This is a genomic window from Cycloclasticus sp. PY97N (assembly GCF_002443175.1).
Classification (GTDB): domain Bacteria; phylum Pseudomonadota; class Gammaproteobacteria; order Methylococcales; family Cycloclasticaceae; genus Cycloclasticus; species Cycloclasticus pugetii.
The window spans coordinates 1,407,088-1,432,986 of sequence record NZ_CP023664.1 but is presented as its reverse complement, the minus strand read 5'-3'; the positions used below and the strand labels follow the sequence as shown (position 1 = coordinate 1,432,986).

At 41.2% G+C, this 25,899-nt stretch carries 25 protein-coding genes; 17 read left to right on the top strand and 8 right to left on the bottom strand.

Annotated elements, in window-relative coordinates; genetic code table 11:
• Window positions 1-618: 618 nt before the first annotated feature.
• From CPC19_RS07070 to CPC19_RS07050, 6 genes are all read right to left on the bottom strand, one after another.
• Entirely contained in the window at window positions 619-3,792 is a 3,174-nt protein-coding gene (locus CPC19_RS07070) for a type ISP restriction/modification enzyme (RefSeq protein WP_016390698.1), read from the bottom strand.
• Between the two features lie 61 nt (window positions 3,793-3,853).
• Window positions 3,854-4,282 carry a hypothetical protein gene (locus CPC19_RS07065; protein ID WP_016390697.1) on the bottom strand — a complete coding sequence of 143 codons (429 nt, stop codon included), beginning with the start codon at window positions 4,280-4,282 and terminating at the stop codon, window positions 3,854-3,856.
• Window positions 4,283-4,287: 5 nt separating this feature from the next.
• Entirely contained in the window at window positions 4,288-4,452 is a 165-nt protein-coding gene (locus CPC19_RS11845) for a hypothetical protein (RefSeq protein WP_162789638.1), read from the bottom strand.
• A 2-nt stretch (window positions 4,453-4,454) separates the two neighbouring features.
• Window positions 4,455-4,649: an AlpA family transcriptional regulator gene (locus tag CPC19_RS07060; protein WP_016390696.1), complete on the bottom strand. Its 195-nt coding sequence runs from the start codon at window positions 4,647-4,649 to the stop codon at window positions 4,455-4,457.
• An 84-nt stretch (window positions 4,650-4,733) separates the two neighbouring features.
• Window positions 4,734-5,360 carry a hypothetical protein gene (locus CPC19_RS07055; RefSeq protein WP_016390695.1) on the bottom strand — a complete coding sequence of 209 codons (627 nt, stop codon included), beginning with the start codon at window positions 5,358-5,360 and terminating at the stop codon, window positions 4,734-4,736.
• A 66-nt stretch (window positions 5,361-5,426) separates the two neighbouring features.
• Complete coding sequence (locus CPC19_RS07050; RefSeq protein WP_016390694.1) at window positions 5,427-6,647, bottom strand: tyrosine-type recombinase/integrase; 1,221 nt, start codon at window positions 6,645-6,647, stop codon at window positions 5,427-5,429.
• 435 nt (window positions 6,648-7,082) lie between these two features.
• Between CPC19_RS07050 and CPC19_RS07040 the strand changes: the two genes are divergently transcribed.
• From CPC19_RS07040 to CPC19_RS06990, 11 genes are all read left to right on the top strand, one after another.
• Window positions 7,083-8,270, top strand: coding sequence for a site-specific integrase (locus CPC19_RS07040; RefSeq protein WP_016390693.1), 1,188 nt, complete (start codon window positions 7,083-7,085; stop codon window positions 8,268-8,270).
• A gap of 84 nt (window positions 8,271-8,354) precedes the next feature.
• A complete protein-coding gene (locus CPC19_RS07035; RefSeq protein ID WP_016390692.1) occupies window positions 8,355-8,636 on the top strand; it encodes a type II toxin-antitoxin system RelE/ParE family toxin in 282 nt (93 codons plus the stop codon).
• A gap of 11 nt (window positions 8,637-8,647) precedes the next feature.
• On the top strand, window positions 8,648-8,920 hold the full coding sequence (locus CPC19_RS07030) for a HigA family addiction module antitoxin (RefSeq protein WP_016390691.1): 273 nt from the start codon (window positions 8,648-8,650) through the stop codon (window positions 8,918-8,920).
• A gap of 16 nt (window positions 8,921-8,936) precedes the next feature.
• Window positions 8,937-9,170, top strand: coding sequence for a TraY domain-containing protein (locus CPC19_RS07025; protein WP_016390690.1), 234 nt, complete (start codon window positions 8,937-8,939; stop codon window positions 9,168-9,170).
• A gap of 95 nt (window positions 9,171-9,265) precedes the next feature.
• The gene (locus tag CPC19_RS07020; RefSeq protein ID WP_016390689.1) at window positions 9,266-10,339 is read left to right on the top strand and encodes a hypothetical protein; all 1,074 of its coding nucleotides are present in this window, start codon (window positions 9,266-9,268) and stop codon (window positions 10,337-10,339) included.
• Between the two features lie 167 nt (window positions 10,340-10,506).
• Window positions 10,507-10,722: a helix-turn-helix domain-containing protein gene (locus CPC19_RS11820; RefSeq protein ID WP_016390688.1), complete on the top strand. Its 216-nt coding sequence runs from the start codon at window positions 10,507-10,509 to the stop codon at window positions 10,720-10,722.
• Window positions 10,719-11,405, top strand: coding sequence for a Rha family transcriptional regulator (locus CPC19_RS07010; protein ID WP_016390687.1), 687 nt, complete (start codon window positions 10,719-10,721; stop codon window positions 11,403-11,405). The genes CPC19_RS11820 and CPC19_RS07010 overlap by 4 nt, the downstream gene beginning before the upstream one ends.
• A gap of 134 nt (window positions 11,406-11,539) precedes the next feature.
• On the top strand, window positions 11,540-12,952 hold the full coding sequence (locus CPC19_RS07005; protein ID WP_016390686.1) for a hypothetical protein: 1,413 nt from the start codon (window positions 11,540-11,542) through the stop codon (window positions 12,950-12,952).
• Window positions 12,945-13,340 carry a hypothetical protein gene (locus CPC19_RS07000; RefSeq protein ID WP_016390685.1) on the top strand — a complete coding sequence of 132 codons (396 nt, stop codon included), beginning with the start codon at window positions 12,945-12,947 and terminating at the stop codon, window positions 13,338-13,340. The genes CPC19_RS07005 and CPC19_RS07000 overlap by 8 nt, the downstream gene beginning before the upstream one ends.
• Complete coding sequence (locus CPC19_RS11890; protein WP_205245770.1) at window positions 13,337-13,720, top strand: HGGxSTG domain-containing protein; 384 nt, start codon at window positions 13,337-13,339, stop codon at window positions 13,718-13,720. Before CPC19_RS07000 ends, CPC19_RS11890 begins: the two co-directional genes overlap by 4 nt.
• A gap of 801 nt (window positions 13,721-14,521) precedes the next feature.
• The gene (locus tag CPC19_RS06990; RefSeq protein WP_016390683.1) at window positions 14,522-14,878 is read left to right on the top strand and encodes a hypothetical protein; all 357 of its coding nucleotides are present in this window, start codon (window positions 14,522-14,524) and stop codon (window positions 14,876-14,878) included.
• Between the two features lie 987 nt (window positions 14,879-15,865).
• Here the strand turns inward: CPC19_RS06990 and CPC19_RS11815 are convergent.
• Window positions 15,866-16,030 (bottom strand): cation transporter, encoded by a 165-nt coding sequence (locus tag CPC19_RS11815; RefSeq protein WP_016390682.1) that lies wholly within the window; start codon window positions 16,028-16,030, stop codon window positions 15,866-15,868.
• A gap of 175 nt (window positions 16,031-16,205) precedes the next feature.
• On the opposite strand from CPC19_RS11815, the gene CPC19_RS06985 reads away from it, so the two are divergent.
• Window positions 16,206-18,161, top strand: coding sequence for a cytochrome c/FTR1 family iron permease (locus tag CPC19_RS06985; RefSeq protein ID WP_016390681.1), 1,956 nt, complete (start codon window positions 16,206-16,208; stop codon window positions 18,159-18,161).
• Between the two features lie 478 nt (window positions 18,162-18,639).
• Here the strand turns inward: CPC19_RS06985 and cadR are convergent, their stop codons facing one another.
• Window positions 18,640-19,056, bottom strand: coding sequence for a Cd(II)/Pb(II)-responsive transcriptional regulator (cadR, locus tag CPC19_RS06980; protein ID WP_016390680.1), 417 nt, complete (start codon window positions 19,054-19,056; stop codon window positions 18,640-18,642).
• A 198-nt stretch (window positions 19,057-19,254) separates the two neighbouring features.
• Here cadR and CPC19_RS06975 point away from each other — a divergent pair, with 198 nt between their 5' ends.
• The 5 genes from CPC19_RS06975 to CPC19_RS06955 are packed head-to-tail and all read left to right on the top strand — an operon-like array spanning window position 19,255 to window position 25,841.
• Window positions 19,255-20,070, top strand: a complete 816-nt coding sequence (locus tag CPC19_RS06975) for a cation transporter (protein ID WP_096910747.1) — start codon at window positions 19,255-19,257, stop codon at window positions 20,068-20,070.
• Entirely contained in the window at window positions 20,057-20,425 is a 369-nt protein-coding gene (locus CPC19_RS06970) for a hypothetical protein (RefSeq protein ID WP_016390678.1), read from the top strand. Before CPC19_RS06975 ends, CPC19_RS06970 begins: the two co-directional genes overlap by 14 nt.
• 60 nt (window positions 20,426-20,485) lie before the next feature.
• The gene (locus tag CPC19_RS06965) at window positions 20,486-21,826 is read left to right on the top strand and encodes a TolC family protein (RefSeq protein WP_016390677.1); all 1,341 of its coding nucleotides are present in this window, start codon (window positions 20,486-20,488) and stop codon (window positions 21,824-21,826) included.
• The gene (locus tag CPC19_RS06960; protein WP_016390676.1) at window positions 21,819-22,718 is read left to right on the top strand and encodes an efflux RND transporter periplasmic adaptor subunit; all 900 of its coding nucleotides are present in this window, start codon (window positions 21,819-21,821) and stop codon (window positions 22,716-22,718) included. The genes CPC19_RS06965 and CPC19_RS06960 overlap by 8 nt, the downstream gene beginning before the upstream one ends.
• A 9-nt stretch (window positions 22,719-22,727) precedes the next feature.
• Window positions 22,728-25,841 carry an efflux RND transporter permease subunit gene (locus tag CPC19_RS06955; protein WP_016390675.1) on the top strand — a complete coding sequence of 1,038 codons (3,114 nt, stop codon included), beginning with the start codon at window positions 22,728-22,730 and terminating at the stop codon, window positions 25,839-25,841.
• Window positions 25,842-25,899 lie beyond the last annotated feature (58 nt).

The following is a 25,899-nucleotide window of genomic DNA, read 5'->3' as shown; positions in this document are numbered from 1 at the left end:
ATCAAAACCCCTACTTTGGTAATACTTAAATAACTTTGTTGAGCATGTTTGTTGGCCTGCTAGTTTTATCTCAAGCAGAAAATACGAAATAATCTTTAAAATACTGATATATAAAGCTTTATGTTTGCTCATCAAAACATGCTGTCGAGAGCCATAAAAGCGTAGAAACTCATTAAAAACAGGGCACCAATTACCCGTTTCTTGAACAAGTGGCTAGGAGTGCCTTTTTAATACCCCCCATCCAAAACTACCGCGTCTGAATATAGATAGAGTACGTCGGTCGCTTATGCTTCAATTTGTAGAGATTTATACCCCCCTACCTCTTTAATGCCAACGTAAAAATATTATTAATCCGTCGGTCGTTTATCTATTAAAGCATAGAGATTTAGACCGCCCCTACCAGCTATATGAAAATCTCTTTATCGCTTTTAATTAATGACATACTCATGGTTATGTAGGTGTGGTGTATATATGACCTGTCTAGGCTTGTGTAAGTTGTTGATTTTTTGTTGTTGAGGTGTCATTTATACACTTGTGGCATGTTTAGGTTTACTAGAGGCATCATATTTACACCTCTAACGGCTTAGAACAGGCAAATATACACCGGTAGGGTTAATTTTAATGCACTCCTATTTGGTCAATTTCTTTCATTAAACGATCTGTTTCTACTAAAGCGGTAACAATGTTTAAATAATGGCGAATATCATCAAGATTAAGCGTTCTACCGTGGCGATCTTTTAACCATTTTTGTGCAGGTTGATAGCCGCCTATATAAAATTCCCATGCGAGTAGTGGCACGTTATCAAAATACTGTTCGTCATTAATCCATACTTTACCTGCTGTATCGCTTACTGCTTCGTAACCAATGCTTGTTTTGGTAAATTTGCGCGTAATCTCGTTATTACCGGCTATGGGGTAACTGGCAATAGGCTTGTTTAATAAAGAACTTTCTAATAAATGTAATTGACGTAATTCGCCCCCTAAAGCGACTAAATCCCAAAAGGTATTGATATTCGGATAAGGCACGCGTGGGAAGTCCATTTTAAGGAACTCTTTGTACGTGTTTCGATAGCTAGGGCTGTGTAAAACCGCATAGATATAGTCCAGTACGTCTATGGGTGCAAAGGTGCCTTTTTTGGGTTGTTTTTCGTCAGTAAATTCAAGGTTTAGTTTTTGGGCTACCTTCGCAATGATTGAGGTTTCCATGTTTGGGATTCGTTTTGATTTTAGCTTGTCGTTAGTTGGATAGATATAAAGAGGGAAGCAGGAGCAACGGTCTAGCAATGAAACGGTATCCTTACCTATAAGTTTATTGGATACAAAAAAAGTACCTGCATCATTTCCTCTGGATTGCCTTAAACAATTAAACGAATAATTGTTTTTATCAATGAAGTGTTGCATTACTTCGTTCCTACAAAAGTCTATAAGACTGGCTTCGTAGTAAATGTGTCTTGTGTCAAAAGGGCGGTATTCAATAGTTTGTATTTTAGAAGTATTTAGTTCTTCTTGTGCTCTCGCCTCTATTATTTTCCAATCTCTGTTATCTTTAATTTTTAGTTGTGTTGAAACTTCGTGGTCACTTAACTCAGTATCGTAAAATTTTTTGATTCGGCTAATCAAACTCGTTTTTTCAATATCAATTACTAGCTTATCTCTATGCGTACTAATACCACTTGAAAAGTGAGGCATTAACTTGTTAACAGAAATATTGTTTTCGTAGTTTTTTTGTAACTCCAAATCCTTTTGAACAAAGAAATACTCAGGTGTTCTATATTCAATTTGTTGCCACTTTATCGAGCGTATATCATTAGCCTGCAATGTGTCGTACTTGCTTTGGCGTAAGCCAAATAAGTCTGAATGAAACACTTTTGCTAATTCACCTTTAGCTTTTTTACCTGTTTTGACAAAAATATTAATCGACACGCCTTGCATAATGTCGAATACATTTTCATCTTTACTGCCTTCAGGGGCTGTTTCTTGTTTTTTACTATTGCCGTGTAAATCTAAAATATAAACGGTATCGAAGGTTTCTAAAATATGCTTACGCATTTGGCGGTGTATTACGCCATCTATAAAGCTGTTGTTGCTGATATAGGCCAGTACGCCTTCACCATTTTTTTCTATGTAGTGCTGGCCATAACGAATGAATTTTATGTAATCGTCTGATAGCGGCTGTATGTTCTTTTCGTTTAGGTCTCTTTTATAATCGACTAATAAATCGTTAATCCAATCGCCTTTATTGCTGCTACTAACAGAATAGGGCGGGTTGCCCATAACCACCATGACGGGGGTGTCGCGTTTTATGTAATTGGCTTCGCTGGCCTCGTTAGATAGCCAGCTTGCAAACAGCGTGCCTGTATCGGGATGGTGTTCTTCTAGCGAGTTGGTTAAATAGACGTTAAGGCGTGGATTTTTAACGGGTTTATAGCCTGTTTCTTCAAGTAATAGCTCTAGTTTTAGGTGAGCCATTGCATACGATGCCATGAGTATTTCAAAGCCGTTTATACGTGGTATTAAGTCTTGTTCTACGTATTGGCTCCATGCGCCTTGTACGGCTTGAAAATGGCTGTCGTGAATATGTTTTATGGTTTCGGCTAAAAAGGTTCCCGTTCCTGTTGCAGGGTCTAAAATTTGTACTTTGTGAACGTCCTTTTTTTGTTTGGCTTGTTTGGTGGCTTTGTTTTTGCCACGGCCTGCTACGTAAACGGTATCAATTTCTATGGTTGTTTTACTGGTATCGGCTAGACCATCTTTTAGGTTGAAGTCGGTTTTTAATATGTCATCGACCGCTCTAACGATAAAATTAACCACCGGGGTAGGGGTGTACCAAACGCCACGGCTTTTGCGTAGTTTTGGGTCGTATTCGGCAAGAAACGTTTCGTAGAAGTGAATAATGGGGTCTTGCTGCCGTGTTGCTTTGCCAAAGTTTCTGAGTATTTTGTTTACATCAGTGGCTCTAAAAATATCGGCTAATGAGTCAATAATCCATACGATACGGTCATCTAAGTCATAACCGGCTATGTATTGAAACAGCTTGCGTAAAAAGGGGTTACTTTTGGGGATTAGCTCGGCTGCTTCTTGGCGGCTAAAGGTGTTGAGTGTTTTGTCGTGTAGCCTTGCTGCAAACATACCATAAGCGATGGTTTGCGCGTATACATCGGCAAATTCTTTGTTGGTGATGTCGTGTATTAAAATGGATTTAAAGGCTTCCATTTGGTCTTTAAGCGTACTGTCTGCTTCATGGTTGGTATCGCTTTTTAGGGCTTGTTCAATAATGTTGGCTAATAGCTTGGCTTTGCCTGCCATCATTTTTGATAGCTTGGTTGGCGATGTTATGTTTTGCCCTACATGGGTGGCAAAGCTTTTGATTAAGTCTTCAAAATGTTTGAAGTTTTCCGCACAGGGATTTATTACGTTGTGTTCGTCTATTGTTGCCAGGGTTATGCTGGTTACTTTTTCACCATCCAGGTAAAACTGGAAATCTAGGTAATCAGTGATGATTAGGTTACTGAGTGATTTTTTGTAACGGTCGAATTGCTCTTTATACTCTTTGCTGTCTAGCGGTTTGCCAATGTCTTTGGCTTCTATAAATCCAACGGGAATATCATTTTTGGTGAGAATGTAATCAGGTGAGCCGCAATCAATGCGTGCTGGTTCGTTGGTTACTAGAACATCGGTTAATAGATGTTCTAATAAATACTGTAAATCGCCTCGGTAGGCGTGTTCACGTGAAATACCGGTTTGGTAACGTGTGTTGATGCGTTCTAAATAATCAGAAATTAATGGTTGCACTGATGCTGTCCTTGTATCGGCTTTTTATGATTTTATTCGCTAAACTCTATCATAATTGGTTCTAGTTAGAGGCCAGTTTCTCTCGGTGTTTGGCTGCCTTTTTGATAATGGCATTTTTATTGGCATTGATAGTATCCCAATCGTTTTCTGGTGGGTTGCCTTTGTAGGGCATCCATAAAAGTTGCCATGTTCGTGATTTGCTTTTGATTCTTGTGCTGAATATAGACTGTTCAATACACCGTATAAAACCGTTGCGCTCAAGTTCATAAAAACACTTGCTGGCTGTTTTGTTGCAGCAAGGTATTTTTGCTTGTGCTTCCCTGATTCCGTAATCTACCGGCTTGTCATTTCGCCAATGTAGTTGCATTAACGTCATTAGGGTTTTGGCTTGAGCTGTTAAGCCGATGTAAGCTTCAGACTCTAGCAAATACCTTGAATTGGTAATGCTTCCACGTCTACTATCAAAAGGTAGGGCGTTTTTTTTAGCCATGATGATTACTTAATTGGCTTTGGTCTAACGGGATGCAAATGGCACTGCGTTATCGTGCACCGTTCAACTTGCTTTCGCCACGTGCCTTTTTCTTTGGGGTCGTATAGGCAATCTTTACAGTGGGCATTTATAGAGGCGCGTAATGAAATACGCTTTGTGGTTGAAGACATGATTAAGCCTCCTTTCTTGAATCTTTAATGCGCTCTTCTAACCAGTCATCAATTTCGGCTTTAAGCCAGCCACTAGAACGGCTAGATAACTTTATAGGTTTTGGGAATTGATTGTTTGCAGCGAGTCTGTATATTGATGAACCACTTAAACCGGTTATTGCAATTACAATAGATAATTTAATGATTTGGTTTGCCATGTCTTATGCCTCCTTAGGGCTTTGTAATAAGTCAAGGCAATAATGGCGTATGCTTTTCCAACGGCGTGAACGGTCTCGTTGGCTTTATATAAGTTTTTTACCTCTCCAGTCTAAAATTGTACTTTTGGGAACATTAATACCGTGGTCTTTCTTCAATCTTTTTGCTGTATGTAGCGCAGCTCTCGATTTTGAAAAGTCTTTCTCAATAAATGAATTAAAAATAGGTTTTGCTAGAGACTGGTTCTTAGTGGCCGTTTTCATTTTCATTTTAGATGCCTCAGATACTCTGGATTTCCCAGCTAAAATTTTTGGCTCAAGGTTGCTGAGGTTAAAATCCGATCTATCTTTTTCAAGATGTAAAGCGCATTGAACTGCTTCAAAAATATCGCCTTTTTCAATCCATTCGCGTAGTTCATGAGCGCGCTGTATGAATGAAGCAGCATACCATTCTGGTTGTAATTTAATTCCTTTATCTTGAGTTATATATTTTAATATTTCAGGCAAATGCGCACCTCCATTACTCCCTTCAATTTCGTATTCATAACACTTAGGGTAAATATGCGGTAACTCTTTTTCTTTAAGATAGTCTTCAAAAAAAGTTACCGATGAATCTATATAGTCAAATATATGGTCCTTTGCAGTTTTTATGGATTTGAGTCCAGAAAAAAACTCTTCTAGAGTTTCCGTTTTAACTTCTTCCTTATTAAACATGGAAGTATGTTGTTTCTTTTTGCCTACTTTGCGAGTTATTAGAGTTTTTTTCACAATATTGAAACGCTAGGTTTTTCGGTTCTTATTTATTGAAACGATATCAGCCCCATTAGCTAATCCATCTAAATAATCAGCATAGTGCTGCATCATCTTGATTCGCTCGGGTAGGTGTTCAGCATAGTTATAAGCGGCTCTAATACTGTTTCTTTCTGCATGGGCTAACTGCCTTTCTATGGCATCCCAATGCCAGCCTTGTTCGTTTAGCAGGGTAGAGGCCATGCTTCTGAAACCGTGGCCTGTTATTTCTTCTTTGGTATAACCTAAACGTCTTAGACCTGCGTTTACAGTGTTTTCTGACATGGGCCGTGTGTTTGTTCTGACGCTAGGGAATACATATTTCCCATGACCTGTTACGGTGTAAATATCCTCTAATATGGCAATCGCTTGTTTTGATAATGGCACGATATGTACCGCCTTCATTTTCATTTTTTCGGCAGGAATTCGCCATTCTGCTTTTTCTATATCCACTTCTTGCCATTCAGCATGGCGCAATTCACCAGGGCGGACAAAAACAAGCGGTGCAAGCTTTAAAGCACATTGAGTAATAAAGTTTCCTTCATACCCATTAATGGCCCTAAGCAATGCGCCAATTTTCTTTGGGTCGGTAATGCTGGCATGGTGTTTTGGTTGAGTGGGTGGTAAAGCTCCTTTTAATGCGGTGGTGGGGTCGGTGGTGCATCTTGCCGTTGCCATTGCATAGCGAAACACTTGCCCACAATTTTGCAATGTTTTATGGGCTGTATAAATGGTACCTGTTTTTTCTATACGGTTTATAACCGTTAAAAGGTCAGGGGCCGTAATAGTTGAAATGCTCTTATTTCCAATATGGGGAAAAACATGCTGCTCAAGTCGCTTCGATACGTTGTTCGTATTGCTGCTTGACCATTTCGTGCTGTTTTTACTTATCCATTCTTGCGTAACGGCTTTAAAACTATTTTTGGATGCTGCAAGCTTACTTTCTTTTAATTCTTTCTTAACGACACTAGGGTCAATGCCTTTTGATAATAAGCTCTTGGCTTCATCTCTATACAATCGAGCTTCTTTCAACGTTACTATCGGAAAGGCTCCAAAAGAAAGTAACTTTTCTTTCTTTAAAAAGCGGTATTTCATGCGCCATAACTTACCTCCACTTGGCGTTACTTCCATGTATAAACCACCGCTGTCGGATAAGCGGTATTTCTTATCTTTTGGCTTGGCACTTTTGATAATTAAGGCGTTAAGAGGCATGTTAATTGCTCCTGTCTAATGCGTCATAATTTGGGGGTATTTTTTGATACGAATTTCGACATACCCCCACTAATACCCCGTGTGTTGGGGGTATTTCTTGAAACACTATAAAGCACCTTGAGAATTGAAAGCAATAAAAAACCCCGTAACATCTAGTGTTCGGGGTTGTCTGGGACTTCTTGAAACTATCAAATGGTGCCTGGGGCCGGAATCGAACCGGCACGACTGTTAAGGTCGCGGGATTTTAAGTTACATGTAGTACGGTTTTACTAGCCCCGCTTAAATCAATGCATCAGACCTCTAAAGCCTTGTATGTAAAGGGATGGTGACTTATTTCTTTGTCTCTTTAGATAACTAGGATATACTCATAATCACTGGAAATCATTGACCCGGCATTGACCCGAGATACTCCGGCCCCATCAAAAGGTGATTACAATGAGTAAAAGAATTACGTTCACACAGCCACGAATCAAAGCGTTACCGATACCCGAAAAAGGTCGTGTTGATTATTATGACAACGAAGTAAAAAAACTATCCTGTCGAGTGAGTTGCACTGGCAATAAATCATTTGTGGTGCTCAAGTACGTCAAGGGTAATGCTCAACGTGTAACACTAGCCAACACTAACGACATGTCAGTAACTGAAGCAAGAAAGAAGGCTCAAAGCATATTAGCGGCTATTAATTCAGGCATTGACCCAACCGCTGAAAAACGCAAACAGAGAATAAAGAAGACTAGTCTTTCTGATGTACTTGAGCTGTATTTATCAGAACGTGACTTAAAGCCCTACACGATTGAAAACTACCGATATAAGTTAAAGCGAGGTTTTAGCGATTGGTTAACAAAGCCGGTCAGCAGCATCACCGAAGATATGATATTAAGACGGCACAAGAAAATTAGTCGAGCTGGTAAAACCACCGCTAATACAACTATGAGAGTTCTTCGCCTTACGCTTAACTATGCCAATGCAGTGGGCATGATAGATGAAAACCCAGCCAATATATTGAGTAAGGCGCGCTTATGGCATAAGAGTAATCGTAAAGACAGGGTTATCCCAAGTGATAAGTTACAGGCATGGCATGAAGCAGTTGAGGCTTTGGCAAACCAAAAGGCGAAAGTCTTTTTTTTAATGATTCTATATATGGGGTTCCGTAGTGGCGAGGCCTTAACGCTGGAGTGGGCACAGGTTGATTTAAAGTCAAAAAACATCAGGCTACTAGATACTAAAAATGGCACAAATCACAGGCTACCGATACCAGCACCGTTAATTAAATACCTTGAGAATTTAAAGAAGCAAACAGGTAATCATAAATGGGTGTTTTCTGGAAGGGAGCCCGCAATGCACATGCGGCATCCCCGCGAACCAATGAAGGTGGTTACTAAAGCAAGCGGTGTGGAATTTAGCCCGCATGATTGCAGGCGCACATTTGCAACGATTGCCGAAGCCGTAAACCTTCCGTTAACAATGATTAAACGACTAATGAACCATGTTACAACCAATGACGTGACAGGCGGATATATCGTTACAGAAGAAGCGACACTAAGAGAAGCCATTAACAAAGTGGCTGGTTATATTCAGGCAAGAGTGACCAAAAAAGATAACCTAATCAAGTTACACGGATAACGAACAGCAAAAAGTGCATTAAAGATGGAAGAAGTAATCAGCATAACGTCTTGCATTAATAACGAAAGGCGTTAATATATAAATATGATTAAAAGCTACGCTAACAAGCTAACGGAAAAGGTAGCAGTGGGTGAGTTTTCTAAGAAACTCCCAAGCAGTATAAGAACACGTGCCTTAATGCGGTTAGTACAGTTAGATAATGCCCATGATCTTGATGACTTAAGATTACCCTCATCCAATCAGCTTGAGAAATTAGGCGGTGACAGAAAAGGGCAACACAGCATACGCATAAACAAACAGTGGCGCGTGTGTTTTAAGTTTAAGAATGGCGATGCTTTTAATGTAGAGACAACCGACTACCACTAGGAGTAGCTATTATGATTAACAATCCATTCCATCCTGCCGTGTTTCTGCAAGAACTTCTTGAGGATATGAGTATTACCCCCTATCGCTTGGCTAAAGACACATTTATGCCAGCCACAAGGGTTAGCGAGATTCTAAAGCAAAGGCGCTCTATAACGCCTGATACTGCGCTCAGACTGGCTAAATACTTTAATACCACGCCTGACTATTGGGTAAGCCTACAAAGCAGCTATGACCTGAGCAAATGCCACCCACGGCATATTGAGGATATACAGGCAATAGCGTAAACAAGAGGGCTATATCGTGAGTAAACAAGCAGTCATTAGGCTTGAAGATGACACCTATACAAGGTTACAAGAACTTGCCGCAAAAACAGGCAGAACCGCCACATTTTATATGCGAGAAGCCATTGAAACACACTTAGACGATCTTGAAGACGTGTACCTAGCAGAGCAAACGCTTAAGCAAGTTAAGAGCGGAAAACAGCGCGCATTCTCATTAAGTGAAGTGGAAAGTAGCATAAAACCAAAAGAGTAAACCGACTAAACCAAGCCTAGGATAGCTCCCGAAAAGCTGGACACGTTCACCAGGCTGACTTGGTTATTATTTGAACGATGCGAAGGAACGAGCGTATGAAAGGTTTGCCCCCACTTCTTAAACCCTATTATTCAATTGAAGCAGCATTTAAGCGCCTAAATTTAGCAGGTGCTAATTTAGATAATGAAAATGATATTTATTTATTGGCCGCAGAAAATAATATATCAATACATGTGCTACTACATGGCTCTGTTACGTTGCTAAAAGACAGTTTTTATAAGCCCCACTATCTGAAAGTTGAAGATGCCTTGAATTTCAACCCTGGGCAGGAGGCTATTGACTTTTCCCTTGAGCACCTAAATATGTCAAAGGACGAAATAAAAACTAAATTACATCGGATTAATCACCCAACCTTGATGATACCTAGGCACTTGTTTGAAGATGATATTGTTGATGCAATTGATAAAGTTGAGCTGGAATATGTTTTTGATGAGGATGGAGACTGTATTTCATCTGATATTCAAAGCCATATTTCGGTCTTACAAACACCAGGGGTCTTAGACTCTTTTTTCTCCCTTTCTTCCACGTCGTTTCCTATACCAGTTAAGTTAATGGACGCTGGGATCGACTGGAAACGACAGATGTACGGCGAACTTAAAGAATTAGATTTTATTAACAATAACATCAATTTTTCTTTCAATGCCGCTGTTAATTTCAACAATGAGGCTTATTATATTTGTGAAGACATGGATAGTACTTATTTCGATGAAATGGTTCGATACAAGGTTTCTTTCAAAAGTGGAAGCTGCTTTTACCCAAGCTTTAGAATAAAATATGGCTTAGTCCATCGTTTGCTTAAAGACAAGTGTCTTGCTATCACTAAAGGTTCAATTGAAAACTTTGAACAGAAGCACTTAGGCATCAATCACGGGATAAATACTGCTGAAACACCGCCTTACTTAGATACTGAGAGCGAGCATTACGCAAGAGAGCTGGCTATAGCTATCGAGGCGCATACAGCTATATTTGTCAATAATGAAGGCAATGCAGCGGATAGCAATGGCGGAAGAGTTAAAGCGTGGCTTAAAAAGAATTACCCTGATGAGTGTAAGAAAAGTAAGACGTTCAGTAAAAGAATAACGACAGTTGTTTTGCCAAAAAATAAATGAAAAAACACCCTGACCCAATTTAGCCTATTACCTACGCCATTCTGACCGTATTTATGGCACAGGGTAGCCCTAGGGTTACCCTGTTGGGTTAGTTATATCTATCAAAAACACTCCCTAAAATAATCTTTAATCCTGCCGTATGGCGCAGGCTTATAGAGATTACTTTCATGGAAAACAAACAAGATATTCAAGATTTAATGCCACCCTTAGCAGCGGCTATATTTCTATGTACCACTGTAAAATCACTTGCAAAATGGCGATCAACGGGTGAGAACAACGTACCTTATCGAAAATTAGGTAAGAAAGTTTTATACAGTCGTTCGGACTTAGAAAAGTATTTAGCAAAGCATAGCTTCAATAGCGTTGAAGGTGGTGAGTCATGAGCATGCTACCAATAACTGGCTCGTTCTTAGTTAGTATCGAAGGTGAACAGCGTATTAGTTCGGCATTAATTGCTGATTCAATCGGTACAACCCATAAGGTAGCTAACAACTTGATCAGGAAGTATTTATCTAGGCTTGAGGTGTTCGGTGAACTGCCTTTTAAAAAGGCACTTGGTGAGAGAAAAAACCTTGCTTATTTGAACGAAGACCAAGCCATTTTTCTAATGACCTTGAGCAAGAACACCGAGAAAGTGGTTGAGTTTAAACACCAGCTTGTCACCGCTTTTTCTAACCTCAGGCGCAAGCAAGCTATCGTTGACGAAAATCATGCGAAAGCTGAATGGCAGGAACGTAGAGAGCTGGGTAAATTAACACGCCATACTCAAACAGATGCAATACAAACGTTTCTGGATTACGCGGGCAATCAAGGCTCAAGCAATTACCCATTACGCGGTTATTCGATATTAACAAAGATGGTGAACAACGCACTCCAAATAGACGATCGTGAGACCGTATCTGAAGAGCAACTACACCTTGTCGCAACTGCTGAGTTACTGGTCGCTAAAACACTGATAGAAGGCATGAATGTGGGTTTGGCGTACAAAAATATTTATCAGCGATGTCGTACAAAGGTGTATGACTTGGCTGATTTAATCGAGGTAGATAAACGTAACGCTGCTTAGTTATGTTTTTCAAAGCCGCCCCATCAGCACAAGGGGGGATAAACCGAGCATTCGCACATCCATTATACCTAGTCACTTATCAGTGTTCTAGGCATGGCTGCGAACCCACCACCCCCGAATAACAATCAATCAAGGTGGGTAAACGTGCAGAAAAAGCAGCAATCCAACAGCAACAAATCGTTGAGTCGGTGGAAACGCTTGCCGGCTTATGTATGCCGATAACTCACACAACAATCAGCAAAATGACAGGAATATCACGAAGAACTGTAGAGCGTAAATTGGAAAAAGATCCGGCTTTTTCTCTAAAAACGCTACAAAACAGACAGAAAGTGCGCACGTTCTCGGAAGCATATAACACTACTATTATGTTACCCAAAAGACGGGCACTTTATACCGAATCTACAAACATGAGAAGTGAGTCGTTGGGGCGGTTTGGCGACGGCACCTTGTTTAGTTGTTTATGCGTCTTGATAGGCTCAATCGTACGCAGTCTTGGTGAAATCAACTCGTCCAATCGTTGCAATAACGCATTCAGTTTTGGACATGACTTCACTAATGTGATGATTCGTGTTGAAAATAGCAATCAAAAGCGCAGGGGGATCAGCAGTCGTTTTGTGCCATTAAGAAGGTTACGCGAAGAGGGGCACTTTGGACTGTGGTTTACCCGCACGGGTAACTATAAGTGCGAAGAGAAGTGTTTTAGTTACACCACAACTTTTCACAGTGCAGCAATTTGGGGCGAGGCCATTCGGTTATTCGGCCAGCTATCACATCCAGACTGTAACGAGGTACACGACTACAAGGTTGCGGTTGCCGACCTAGTACACATAAAGACACATGACGTTAAATTATTGCTTAGTCGTTGCATTGGAATCCGTGACGGCTACATTCTTATGCAAGACGATTGCAAGCCTTCAGCTAGTGATACTGAAAATAGAAGTCGCGTTTACGGCACGATTGTTTCATTAGGTAGCAAGACACGGCTATGTGCCGGTTTAATCGGCTATGACGTGACCGCCTGTTTTCAATCAATCGCCATTACTCGATGTGATCAATCTATCGAATCAGCCGAGTACCGCAAATTTATAGCCAACCCAAAACAGTATCGAAAGGATTTGGCATCAAGCGCTGGCAAAACTTATCCAACCATCAAGCGTGCCATGAATGCGATTGCGTTTGGCGGTAAGAATTCAATCCCTGAGCTTGATGTTTATGCGAAAGAAGCAAAGCAGATTGGCGCATCAGTTATTGCACAAGCCAAGCTACACCGTCCTAAAGATTATGAGTATGCGAAACGCTTAATGGAGCAAAAACAGGGAGAAGGTAGTACATACGAAAAAGAGCAGAACACCGTCTTATTTCACCTGTTAGCAATGGATGAAAGGCTGGCAAGGGATGCGATGAGTGATTGCTTTGATGATTACCCACTGCAAGTGCATGACGCGGTGTACAGCCATCAAGTTTTAGACGTGAGCGTGCTTGAGAAAGCGATAGCGCAACAAACTAATTTCAACATGAAGGTAACTAAGGAGATAAAGGATGACTAAATCAGAGCTATACAATTTCTTCAATCAAAAAATATCTAAGACTGCGATTGTTAATGAAGGTGATGAGTTTCAGTTGATTGGGAAATTCTGCAAGGTGAGTGTAGATGAAGGTGTAATTGACCTGTGGCTATGCAATCCAAGGGATTTAGCTAAAGGATTGGGGGCGCGAAGGCTAAATAGCATCGTTGCTGGCATAAAAGGTACTGTAGAACGCCATTTTACGGTATTAAACGGTGAAGCTTATACCAAGACAAGGGATAAGGATTTAATTCTCACAAACGGCCGCCTACTAGGACTGAGATTGAAACGACAATTAAGTGCTGAAGCTCTTGTTGTTGCGAAAGAAAGATTGAGTCGAGCTAGGATGCAAAACAGGAAAAGCGCATGAGTACTAGACCTAGAGGATTTGCTGATTACGAACCTAAAGTACTTGAGTTAATAAACAAAGCCCAAGAGGTGTTGGTAAATGTTGGTATTGATGAGGACGATATGACAGAAGATGAAAAGCGCAAAGAGTATATTGCCTACTGGAAGGCAGGTAATCCAAATACACCATTCCCGCAACATTTGCATGACTGGCAATGTGGCGCAAAAACTCGAAGCGGTACACCATGCAAACAACGTGCGCTTTATTCAAGCGGCCGCTGCAAATTTCAGGGGGGTTTAAGTACAGGCGCACGAACAGCAGCAGGGAAGAAAAAGGTTGCTCTGAATGGTTTTAAAAAAGGATGGCGCAAACTAAGTCCATGCGAACCTAACAAAACCTAACTTTAATTTATACCGCACATCTATTTGTAGGTTGTTCACAATTGTAGACATTAGTGACGAAACAAAGCCCATGATAAGGGGGGGGTATTGGGGGGCGGTTCTGGTGCGTTTTCGTACTAAGTAATTATTCAGCCATAAACGAAGCCCATGTAGACCACAAGATTACCACAAGGTTGATGGGTCGCCGGTTGCCTAAGTAATTTATAAACCTTGGTCTTTGAACTGCTTAAATGAGTACGCTTTGTAATGCTGGGTAGCAACAAGACCGCAACACGGTTAAACGAGCATAGAACGGTAACTTCACGGTAAGGGTAAATAGTTTAGTGGCAACTACGCGCACGCACGCGAGGGGTGACAGATAACGGCAAGTTTACGGCAAGATTAAATAGTTTCCTCACAAGTACGCGCGGGCGCGCGAGGAACAGCACGGGGAGGTTGCGGGTAGTACCGACGAATTGCGTAGTACGCACGCGAAGGAAGCAACACTAAGGTTGCACTAATGTTTTATCTTTAGCATCTCAATGTTGCGGCATGTGTAATAGGCAGTCGTTACTCCTTGGGTGGCAGGCGGCAGCTTGCTTCAGGACACATACGCGCGCACGCGCGAGGAAATGAGTAGTTTTTACCCTCCCTAAAGGCGAGGTGTAAATAGTTTATGCACTCCCTAAAAGAGGGGGGGGACAAAGGGGCGGGAGATACGCCCATAAAGAATTACTGCATTTGCAGTATTAATCGCTGAGGGCGGTGCTACAAACACCAGCCCCAGCTAATCAAAACCAAAGCTAAAAAGGAGCTTTAATAATGACTGATAACAATTATACCAATAACGAACACATCGGAAATCCTCTTCCATTTCAAGCGGCCTTTGATAAAGACAAAATGAGAAGCCTTGAAAACAATATGCAATCAAATGCGCAAGATGATGCTGTGAATAGGCGTATAGCACTAGGCGTACTAACCAGATCATCAGACGAGCTAATAAGCAGCATGGATAGTGACAAAGACAAAGAGGCGTTTGTGACTATGGTTGAATGCATAGGCGGCACAATCGAGGCAGAAAAAGGAAAGCTGGAATTGCTAGAGGCCGCGAGGGCAAGATTGTTTCTAGTTTTAGAAGCTGTGCTTGATGCTGATACGCACGAACCCTTGCCAGAATAACCTGCAGCAACCCAACCCTTGAGCCGTGCAAATTAGTGCGGCTTGAGTCATGGGGCAACGGCAAGAGAGGGGCATCACTTATGATAATGTATCTTATCAAAGACTATTATTCTCTAGCTAAAGTAGACATAAGTAGACATATTTAATCCATGCAGAAGGTACTAGGTGAGCTACTTGAATTACGGGTAATTACAACCCCTGCTTTCTTCTAGCGACAGCGGTTAGGTTTCGCTTTTTGTTTCCTCTCAACCTCAAGCAGGGGACTCTAGGCTTATCCAAATCATGCGGGTGCAATGAGGCGCAGCTAGTCACTACACATGAGTTTTTTATAGCGTTGTCTATCCTCAATCAGCGCGGTGAGGTCAACAATTCCTTACCGTAACCTTACCGTTGGCAGGGGCATTAGACTTGTACAGGGGAAGGGGGAATTAAATCTCCACAGACTCAAGTAACGTAGACCGACGCCAAGCTTAATTTTCACACGGGCAGTTGAGCGTTTTTAGATTCTTAAGCAATGAGCAAAGGCTAAGGTACTCCCTGGGCTTTATGAATCACGGGTAATTACAACCCCCGTGTTTTTCTAGCGACAGCGGTTAGGTTTAGCTTTTTGTTTCTATGTAATCTTGTTGGAATTGCTGATTGATACAACCCCTTAGTACAACCGTTACAGATGATAGGCGTAACAACAAATGACTGATTAGACTTTTACGACAGCCTCAAGGCTAGTATTCACGTTGAGTTTCTTGGTTATTGAGAGTATCTTAATATTTAAATCATCAGACAATGGTGATTTCAGAGCTTCTGAACCCAAGGCTTTTTCCTCGGTTACGTCAGAGGCTTTTTTCTTGTGTTAAGTTGGCGTTGTCGCTCCCTTTTATGAGTGACACAGAAGGTCACGAGCTTCGCGCTGAGAGGTCGCCTGCATTGGACTCCGTTGTGGCTTCGAATGGTAGTCATAGTGGGAATTACTTGTATCTATTTTGAGAACTACTCTAAGTCTGTGTTTAAAGTGCTCTTAGCCTCACGAATAACACCCCAAGCAGAACGCATAACTATCACGGCAATGATCAAGCCAATAATAATGTCAGGTAACGGTGTGGAGAACCAATAAACCAAGCCGGCCGCAATGAGAATACCGACGTTGTTTGTCATATCGTTACGCGTACAAACACATGTTGTCGCATATTTATATCGCCATCTCGATAGGCCATCAATAAGAAGAAAGAGACAGTATTGGTGATAAGTGCCAAGTCTGTGGAAGCGGGACAAAATCTAGTTGTTTGATTGTATCAACAATAAAGACATTAAAAGTTAATTGATTTATTAGATGCGAATGATTATCATTTGTATTCTATTCTCACTTTGGTTTTTTAAAAATATGGTTAAAAAAATAGGTTTTCTTTTATTCATATTCTTTTTTTCATACTCAGCTTATGCATCAATGCCAATTCAAAGGCTTCTGCAGTTAATTGACTATATTGGCGTTGATTATCGTGAGGCCATAAAAGATGGTCAGGTGATTAACACAGAAGAATACGGTGAGATGAAAGATTTCGCATTAGCAGTCCGTGAAAATATTCTCCAGCTGGAAGGTGTTGATAAGAAGCTTATAAATCAAGTCGCTATGCTAGAGTCACTAGTTAATTCGAAAGCAGACCCTGACGAGGTAGCTAAGTTAACTACCGATATGCATAGTCAAATGGTTGCTGACTATGACATCTTAGTTGTGCCTCGTGCAGTACCGAATACTTTGATTGCAAAACAACTCTATGAGAAAAACTGTATAGCCTGTCATGGCGTGAAAGGTAATGGAGGTGGACCGTTGGCGAAAACAATGGAGCCATTACCGACGAATTTTCTCGATAGAGAGCGTTACAAGGAAAGAACACTTTATGGTCTTTTTAATAGTATTACGCAAGGTGTTTCAGGTACGGGAATGCCATCATTTAGTCAGTTGTCAGAACGTGATCGCTGGTCGTTGGCTTTTTATGTTGGTCAAATGGCTGTTCAAGCGAATGAAGTTGAGGCCGGTTCTGCCCTCTGGAAAACTAAAAAGAGTAATTCAGATTTTTCTTTAGAACGGTTAACGACTACCTCTCCTAAGCAGGTAGAAATTTCTTCAGGGGGTGATGCAGTTGCTATAACAACCTATTTACGCCGTAATCCACACGAAGTAATGAAAAAGACGAAGCAATCTCCTTTGGAGTTTAGCATTCAGGTTCTAGAAGAAAGTAGGACTGCTTATTCCTCTGGTGATAGAGCTGGTGCATATGATTTAGCTATAAATGCATATCTAGAAGGTTTTGAGTTGATCGAAAATAGTCTTGATGCTATTGACCCGACATTACGTCGCCAGATAGAAAGTGAGATGACAGCATATAGGAACTTGATTCGAAAAGATAAAGGAGAAGCTACTGTAAACAGCGCCTACAACAGCATTAAGTTGTTATTAGAAGCGGCGCAATCTTCACTAAGTGAAAAGCGACTGTCGGGCAAAACGGCATTTGTGGGCGCAATGGTTATTTTACTACGGGAAGGTTTAGAAGCATTATTAGTTATTGCCGCGCTAGCAGCCTTTTTGATAAAGACAGGTAAACGTGAAGGCTTGATTTATCTCTATGGTGGACTTGTTGTTGCTCTGTTAATGGGTGGAGTTACTTGGGTTGTTTCAACGACGTTGATTCAAATAGGTGGGGCAAGTCGTGAGTTAACTGAAGGTATAGCTGCTATAACCGCAGCATCAGTACTCTTTTATGTAGGTTTTTGGATGCATAATAAAACCAGTGCTATGCAATGGAAGCACTTTATAGAGAGTAGTATTAAAAAGGCACTGAATAAAGAAACGTTGTGGGGAATCGCAGCTTTGTCTTTTATTGCAGTGTACCGAGAGGTGTTTGAGAGTGTGTTGTTTTATCAAGCTTTGTGGGTGCAAACTGATCAAAATGGGCAAGGTATGATTGTATACGGACTTCTTCTTGCCACAGCAATTTTAAGCCTATTGGCATGGCTTATTATGAAATACAGTACACGCTTACCATTGCGACAATTTTTTGCTGTTAGTGGTGGCTTCATGTTTATTCTGGCCATTGTTTTTGCGGGTAAAGGCATGTCAGCATTGCAAGAAGCTGGAAAAATCCCCTTGGATCCTGTTGACTTGCCAAGTGTAGAGTTACTTGGGATTTACCCGAACTACCAAGGTCTGGCACTCCAATGTCTAATGTTGATATTGGCTAGCATTATGATCATTAGGGATAATCAAAAGAATCGCAACGGAGGAGTTTGATAAGGTCAATTTTTTGACAATAAAACAGGTCAATATTTTACTTTAGAAAGGCTCAGGATATGTTCATACTGAAGTAATCTAAGATGGCTGTAACCTTTATTACTAGAATGAATAACCCTAAATTGAATTCTGTTTTATTTGCCTGTGTAGTTTTCGGTTATGTAATCACCACCTAAAGAAGGCAAGTGCATGATTATTTGGACAGTCAGATCAATAACACTGCTTCACTTAGGTTTTCTCAATACTTTGATGCGTAAATTAAGGAAATAAAAAATTAATGCTGCTCTTGAAGTAAAAACTTATCGAAGGTGCCCCACTCTATTATAGTTACCGTCAAGGAAGAACTGCTTATAAGTCAGCTTTCGACCAGTTGGATCCACTGCACAAAGTTGACACTCCAGAAATAGTGGATGGATGAATATGAACGGTCACTTTCCTTAATCGCGCTAGCGAGCTCCACACTATACATAGCGTCACTTTATCCATCACTAACCGAATGGTTGGAGTCTGGTGAAAGAGCTTCTAAAATTCCACATTGATCAATAGATCTTGTACTGTTACACCGGCGCCGAAGTTTTCTTAGGTCGCTTTGAAGTTTTTGAAGATCAGCAATACGCTTTTCGACAATACTTAAGTGATCATCGATCATGACATTTACTACCTCACAAGGTGTATTTGGTAAATACTGTAGTTCAAGGAGATGCTTGATTTCACTTAACGAGAGATCTAATGAGCGACAATTTTTGATAAATGACAGTCTTTCGATCTCTTCAGAGCTATATAAACGGAAATTCCCTTCTGTTCTGGATGGTGCCGAAACCAAGCCTTCTTTTTCATAGTACCGAATCGCCTGAATTGAGCAGCCGCTACGTTTTGATACTTCACTAATCTTCATAAACTCACCACTTGACTCTATAGTAGCTATAGAGTTTATACTCTTATTTATATTTTTATCAAGGACAAGTTATAGCAACTGGAATGAATGCTTACTGTAAATACGATGACAAACGATCTAAACGACAAAACTGAATCTCTATTGAATGGCGATATAGAGACTTGGATAAGCTGTGTGAGTGTGTTCAATGTTACTAAGATGGATTGTCCCTCTGAAGAGAACCTAATTCGAACAGCATTTGCAAATTTCGGCGAAGATGTCACGTTTGAATTCGACATTTCAAGTCGGACAGTGCGTTTATATCATCACCCTAATATAACGGAGACAATCGAAGCAACACTTAATTCTGTTGGGCTAGGAGCCAAATTGATCTCGCGTGAGTCAGTGGATTGCGATACATCACAGAGAGTCAAAGATGCCAGCTTACACAGTGAACAAAGAGAATCGCGTGTTTTGATCTGGTTGTTGGTGATCAATGCCATTATGTTTCTGCTAGAGATTATAGTGGGAATTATGGCTCAATCCACAGGGCTTATTGCAGACTCATTAGATATGTTTGCTGATGCAGCCGTTTACGGGGTTTCATTATATGCAGTAGGCAAATCGGCTCAGCTCAAACTCAAATCAGCCCATTTTTCAGGCTGGCTACAACTAGCACTTGCTCTGGGTGTTCTGTTTGAAGTTATGAGACGTGCTATCTATGGAAGTGAGCCGGTATCTACTCTCATGATGGGTATGGGTGCTATAGCCTTAATAGCAAATATTGCGTGTTTATTACTGATTTTCAAATCACGCAATGACGGGGCTCATATGAAAGCCAGCTGGATATTTTCGGCCAACGATGTACTGGCCAATATTGGGGTTATTGTCGCAGGGTCATTAGTAGCACTGTCAGGATCTCAAATCCCCGATTTAGTTATCGGATTAATTATTGGTTTAATCGTTTTATATGGAGCACGCCGCATACTTTCGTTGAAAATTACTGACAACGATGAAAAAAATGAGGCATTTTGAAAAAATGCTCAAAAACCTCTTAACCTATTTCATACTTAGCCTGATTGTACTGCAGTCTAGTGCCGCGTTGAGTTATCCGGGCCAGTTACATCTGTCAGATGTAGAACATGTCTATCTTGACGGTTTTCTGGGTACTTCCGATGAGTCAGCGAAGAGTATTGAATTAGTAGATTTGCTTGAAGAGCATGAACGAGACTGCTGTGACTGTTGTCACGGGCATTGTTGTGTTGTAATGTTCGTTAACTCCTCTAATGCTGTAATTCAAACAACGCGCACTGTTATATCCTATTACAGTGAAGATGCGCCAAATGGTAATACAAAGCCTTTAATACGTCCCCCCATCGAACATTCCTAAATAAAGCAAACTTCATCCGCTGATTGAAGCGGGAAATTTTGAATAAATTAGGATCTTTTTATGCGATTTACCTCAATTAATGGGTGTAGAACACTCTATCTGTCCGCTGTATTTTTGATAAGCGGATTATCTCCGCACCTTGCTTATGCGGACACTAATACTGATTTGACATTAAAAAAAGCGATTGCTCAGACACTCGAACAAAACCCTCGCTTATACCAATATTCTTTCGTTAAGGATGATTACAGCGCTCAACGACAAACTCAATCGTTACGTCCCGTAATTGAACTAGGGCTTGAAGTAGAAAACTTCGCTGGTTCTGGTGAACTCCGAGGGTTTGATAGCGCTGAGGCGACTTTATCATTGTCATCCGTTATTGAAATGGGAGGCAAGCGGCAGGCTCGTATGTCACTCGTAGATGCGCGATTAGCTGGCGTGCAATGGCTGCAACAGGCAGCCACCTTGGACGTGCTCGGTAAATTAACTCAAGTATATATCAATGGATTAGCGTCTCAAGAAAACATAGCGCTTGCCAATGAAGCTTTAGACTTATCCCGTTCATTATTTCAGACAATAAAAAGCAGTGCAAAGCGAGGGGTAACGCCAGAAGCAGAAGTCATGCGTGCACAGGTTGCGGTTACTCAGGCAGAAATTCGACTGGCTGCATTGCTTAGCAAGTTTGAACGACAGAAAGTATCTCTAGCCAGCTTCTGGGGAGAAATGAATCCTCAGTTTATAAAACTTACTGGAAACTTATTTGAATTCGGTACGAGCGAAAGTTTTGAACAACTATATACCCGTATAAAAAAGTCTCCGGCTATTGAGGTGTTTGCAAGTGAACAGCGAATTAAAGATGCCGAAGTTACATTGGCTCGGACGAACGAAAAGAGTGATATTACATGGCAAGCTGGAGTTAGGCGCTTTAAAGAAAGCGATGATGCCGCTTTAACTGCTGGGTTTTCAATACCGCTATTTTCAAATAAGCGTAACCAAGGAGAGGTGAAGGTGGCACTGGCTCGTCGTAATGCAGTCGAATATGCCAGGTTAGATGCGTTACTGCAGTTACATACAAAACTCTTTGAAGCCTATTCCCTGCGACAACAAAATATTGAAGCAGTTGATCAAACTCAAAACACTTCAATTCCTGCTCTGGAAAAAGCGCTTAACTTAACGCGACAAGGTTATGAAAATGGGCGATATAGCTATCTAGATCTGATAACCGCACAAGAAGAGTTGTTGGCAACCAAGCAAGCTCTGATTGATGCTGCAACCAATGGTTTGGTTAGCCAGGCATTGATTGAACAGCTAACCAGCGAAGCGTTCGCTCAAAAAAGAATATTAAAAAAACATAGTCAATTGATTCCGCCGCGTGCGAATCACATAGGAAATCATAATGAATAAATACCCACTTACACTATTGCTGTTAATGAGCATTACATTGCCTGTTCAAACTAGTTTTGCAGACGAAGGTCATGACGAGGAAGAATATGAGGAGATTAGTCGAATCAATGATAATTTAGCTGCACAAGTTGAGATTGTCACAGCCGTTGCGTCACCCGCTATTATTAATCAAACCGTCACCGTTTATGGCAAAGTAACACAAGCACCTGAACACTTGAATGTAATTCAAGCTCGTTTTCCGGGTGTTATCAAGTCAGTAAATTTTTCCATTGGCGATATAGTAAAAAAGGGCGATCGACTGATAACCATTGAATCAAATGAAAGCCTAAAAACCTACTCCGTTCGAGCACCTATCTCAGGGACCATTTTACAACGTCAAGCTAATCCAGGGGAGTTAACACAAGAACGGCAATTATTAACTATTGCCAATCTAGATACTGTATGGGCTGAGTTTCGCATTTACCCAGAAAAACAAAGGAAAGTTAGCTCTGGGTACTCTGTAATGGTCCTTGTTAATGAGCAAAGGATACAGTCTCAAGTTGCTCACATAGTATCGGCAGCATACAAACCTTATATGCTTGCACGTGTAAAACTTGACAATACGGAACTAAAACTAGCACCCGGTCAATTTGCCAAAGCAAAAATTTATACTGGTAAATTCGAGGTTTCACTAGCTGTGGAGAAAGAAGCAATTCAAGAGCTAGGGGGACGACTTGGTGTGTTTGTTAAAGAAGATGAATCTTATGAATTTACCCCGCTGAACCTTGGTAAGTCTGATGATAATTTGATTGAAGTGATTTCAGGTATCGAGAAGGGATCTGAATATGTATCAAAAAATAGTTACTTAATAAAAGCGGATATTTTGAAATCCGAAGCTGAAGACAACGACTAAGGGCGCATGATGATTGAATCAATTTTACGCCTTGCTATAGAAAGGCGCTTTTTATTTCTAAGTTTTATTTTTGTGATCATCGGTATTGGTATGTGGAATTATCAAAAATTACCCATCGATGTTGTACCTGATATTACCAATGTTCAGGTCCAAATTAATACTGCGGCACCAGGCTATTCACCACTGGAAGCAGAACAAAGAATTACTTATCCGGTTGAAACTGCGTTGGCGGGATTGCCAAGGCTTTCCTATACACGCTCTTTGTCCCGATATGGCTTATCTCAAGTCACGGTTGTGTTTGAAGATGGGACAGATATTTATTTCGCAAGAAACTTGATTAATGCTCGCCTTGCTGTAATTAAAAGTGTGTTGCCCTCTGGATTGGAGCCAGAAATGGGACCGATTTCAACAGGTCTTGGTGAAATATTTATGTATACCGTAGAGGCAGAGCCATCAGCGCGCATGGTAAATGGAAAACCATACACAGCAACAGCCTTACGGGAAATACAGGATTGGATCATCAAGCCGCAACTAGCGCTAGTTAAAGGGGTTATAGAGGTCAACAGCATAGGCGGATACAATAAGCAGTATCACGTAATGCCTAGCCCTGAAAAGCTTCTTTACCATCGCGTAAGCTTAGAAGATGTTGCCAATGCATTAAGACAAAATAATGATAACCGCGGCGCAGGCTATATTGAGGCAAACGGGCAACAATTGTTGGTGCGTTCTCAAGGGCAATTATCCACGACAGATGAAATTCTTAATGTCATCATCAAGCAAAATGATGGGGTGCCAGTAAAAATTAATGATGTTGCAGAGGTTGCTATAGGCAAAGAACTCCGCACAGGTGCTGCGACACGTGATGGTGTAGAGACCGTATTGGGAACGGCAATGATGTTGATCGGTGAAAACTCTCGCACTGTGGCGAGGGATGTCGCCCTCAAACTTGACGGTATTCAGGCATCGTTACCAGATGGCATTATTGCAGAAGCTGTTTATGACCGTACAAGCCTTGTTGATAAAGCCATAGCGACGGTGACAAGAAACCTATTGGAAGGGGCTCTGCTTGTTATTTTTGTGCTGTTTTTACTTTTGGGGAATATGCGTGCGGCACTCATTACGGCAGCTGTAATTCCTTTATCAATGCTGATGACTATCACGGGTATGGTCAACGCTGGTATATCGGCCAATTTAATGAGCTTAGGCGCTTTAGACTTTGGCCTAATTGTTGATGGCGCAGTAATCATTGTTGAAAATGCGGTACGCCGGTTGGCTGAAGAGCAGCATCGGGGTGGGCGACAAGATCTCAGCGAAAGACTAAACACTGTATTTGAAGCAACGTCCGAAGTAATACGCCCAAGTCTATTCGGTGTCGCTATCATCACCATTGTTTATATCCCTATCTTTAGTTTAAGTGGTGTTGAAGGTAAGATGTTTCACCCTATGGCTGCTACCGTTGTGGTGGCGTTACTTTCAGCTATGGTATTGTCATTAACCTTGGTTCCAGCAGCCGTTGCAGTCATTTTAAATGGCAAAATAAGCGAGAAAGAAAGCGTTGTGATTAGTGCTGCCAAATCACTTTATCACCCACTCTTACTCCTAGCCTTAAAATTTCGTTGGCTGGTTATGTTAAGTGCAACGGTTCTAGTCGCATTCAGTATCTGGCTTGCAACAACTATGGGTTCTGAGTTTGTCCCACAACTGAATGAAGGCGATATAGCAGTTCAAGCATTACGGATACCTGGCACAGGCTTAGAGCAGTCCGTCGAAATGCAAGAGATATTGGAGCAGCGAATAAAAGACTTTCCCGAGGTAGAGAAAGTATTTGCTCGTATTGGGACGCCTGAGGTGGCCACTGACCCAATGCCGCCAAGTATCGCAGACATTTTCGTCATTCTGAAACCTCGTAACTTATGGGTTGATGCTGCAAAAACGAAAGACGAATTACTTGAGGAAATGGAACAGGCTTTAAAACAACTACCAGGTAATAATTATGAATTCACCCAACCCATTCAAATGCGTTTTAACGAGCTTATTTCCGGTGTGCGTGCCGATTTGGGGATCAAGGTGTTTGGTGATGATTTAGACCAATTGGTGTTGACTGCTAGTGATATTGTAAAAATTGTTAATTCAATTGAAGGTGCTGCAGATACCCGCATGGAACAAGTGGAGGGGTTGCCTTCATTATCTGTAAATCCTAAACGAGAAAAACTAGGTCGTTACGGTTTAAGTGTGGTTCAACTACAAGATTGGGTTGCTGCAGCTATCGGTGGCGAATCTGCAGGCATTCTATATGAAGGCGATCGCCGTTTTGAACTGATTGTCCGTTTACCTGAGTTGCTTAGGCGAGATGTAGAAGGACTAAAATCATTGCCTGTTCCGCTTCCTAATGGTGATTATGTGCCTCTTGAAGAGGTTGCCACAATCAGCATCAAACCTTCCCCAGCTCAAATTAGTCGTGAAAATGGTAAGCGACGAGTTGTAGTGACGGCCAATGTGCGTGGGCGTGATTTAGGGAGTTTTGTCGCAGAAGTTCAAGAAAAAATACAATCACAAGCCGATATACTGCCAGGCTATTGGTTAGAGTATGGTGGTACTTTTGAGCAATTGGAGTCGGCCAGTAAGCGATTATCTATGGTAGTACCAATTACATTAATTGTAATTATTGCTATTCTGGTGATGGCATTTTCTTCTCTTAAAGACGCACTGATTATTTTCAGTGGTGTGCCGTTGTCATTAACGGGCGGCGTATTATTTCTGTATTTTAGAGAGATGCCTTTATCTATATCGGCAGGTATTGGTTTTATTGCCCTATCAGGTGTTGCGGTATTAAACGGTTTAGTCATGCTAGCTTTTATACGCGATCTCTGGCACGAAAAAGGTGACCTATTATTAGCTGTTACCGAAGGTGCAATGATTCGCTTGCGACCAGTACTGATGACTGCATTGGTTGCAAGCCTGGGTTTTGTGCCTATGGCATTGAATACTGGTATAGGCGCTGAAGTACAACGTCCCTTAGCCACTGTTGTTATTGGTGGCATTATTTCATCGACATTACTAACATTATTGGTATTACCGGTTTTGTATCACTGGCTGCATCGAAAAGAGAACGTTTGCATTTAGTAATCGAGAGGCTTAAAAGTAACAGCCTTCTTCGCTATAGAAATGTACGACACATTGA

Coding starts and splice junctions, on each gene's coding strand:
- CPC19_RS07000 (WP_016390685.1), top strand. CDS start 12,945: ATGACTAAATCAGAGCTATACAATTTCTTCAATCAAAAAATATCTAAG.
- CPC19_RS07055 (WP_016390695.1), bottom strand. CDS start 5,360: ATGTTTAATAAGGAAGAAGTTAAAACGGAAACTCTAGAAGAGTTTTTT.
- CPC19_RS11815 (WP_016390682.1), bottom strand. CDS start 16,030: ATGACAAACAACGTCGGTATTCTCATTGCGGCCGGCTTGGTTTATTGG.
- CPC19_RS07040 (WP_016390693.1), top strand. CDS start 7,083: ATGAGTAAAAGAATTACGTTCACACAGCCACGAATCAAAGCGTTACCG.
- CPC19_RS07035 (WP_016390692.1), top strand. CDS start 8,355: ATGATTAAAAGCTACGCTAACAAGCTAACGGAAAAGGTAGCAGTGGGT.
- CPC19_RS07030 (WP_016390691.1), top strand. CDS start 8,648: ATGATTAACAATCCATTCCATCCTGCCGTGTTTCTGCAAGAACTTCTT.
- CPC19_RS06955 (WP_016390675.1), top strand. CDS start 22,728: ATGATTGAATCAATTTTACGCCTTGCTATAGAAAGGCGCTTTTTATTT.
- CPC19_RS11845 (WP_162789638.1), bottom strand. CDS start 4,452: ATGTCTTCAACCACAAAGCGTATTTCATTACGCGCCTCTATAAATGCC.
- CPC19_RS11820 (WP_016390688.1), top strand. CDS start 10,507: ATGGAAAACAAACAAGATATTCAAGATTTAATGCCACCCTTAGCAGCG.
- CPC19_RS07060 (WP_016390696.1), bottom strand. CDS start 4,649: ATGGCAAACCAAATCATTAAATTATCTATTGTAATTGCAATAACCGGT.
- CPC19_RS06990 (WP_016390683.1), top strand. CDS start 14,522: ATGACTGATAACAATTATACCAATAACGAACACATCGGAAATCCTCTT.
- CPC19_RS11890 (WP_205245770.1), top strand. CDS start 13,337: ATGAGTACTAGACCTAGAGGATTTGCTGATTACGAACCTAAAGTACTT.
- CPC19_RS06960 (WP_016390676.1), top strand. CDS start 21,819: ATGAATAAATACCCACTTACACTATTGCTGTTAATGAGCATTACATTG.
- CPC19_RS06970 (WP_016390678.1), top strand. CDS start 20,057: ATGAGGCATTTTGAAAAAATGCTCAAAAACCTCTTAACCTATTTCATA.
- CPC19_RS06985 (WP_016390681.1), top strand. CDS start 16,206: ATGCGAATGATTATCATTTGTATTCTATTCTCACTTTGGTTTTTTAAA.
- CPC19_RS06975 (WP_096910747.1), top strand. CDS start 19,255: ATGGATTGTCCCTCTGAAGAGAACCTAATTCGAACAGCATTTGCAAAT.
- CPC19_RS07020 (WP_016390689.1), top strand. CDS start 9,266: ATGAAAGGTTTGCCCCCACTTCTTAAACCCTATTATTCAATTGAAGCA.
- CPC19_RS07010 (WP_016390687.1), top strand. CDS start 10,719: ATGAGCATGCTACCAATAACTGGCTCGTTCTTAGTTAGTATCGAAGGT.
- cadR (WP_016390680.1), bottom strand. CDS start 19,056: ATGAAGATTAGTGAAGTATCAAAACGTAGCGGCTGCTCAATTCAGGCG.
- CPC19_RS07050 (WP_016390694.1), bottom strand. CDS start 6,647: ATGCCTCTTAACGCCTTAATTATCAAAAGTGCCAAGCCAAAAGATAAG.
- CPC19_RS06965 (WP_016390677.1), top strand. CDS start 20,486: ATGCGATTTACCTCAATTAATGGGTGTAGAACACTCTATCTGTCCGCT.
- CPC19_RS07065 (WP_016390697.1), bottom strand. CDS start 4,282: ATGGCTAAAAAAAACGCCCTACCTTTTGATAGTAGACGTGGAAGCATT.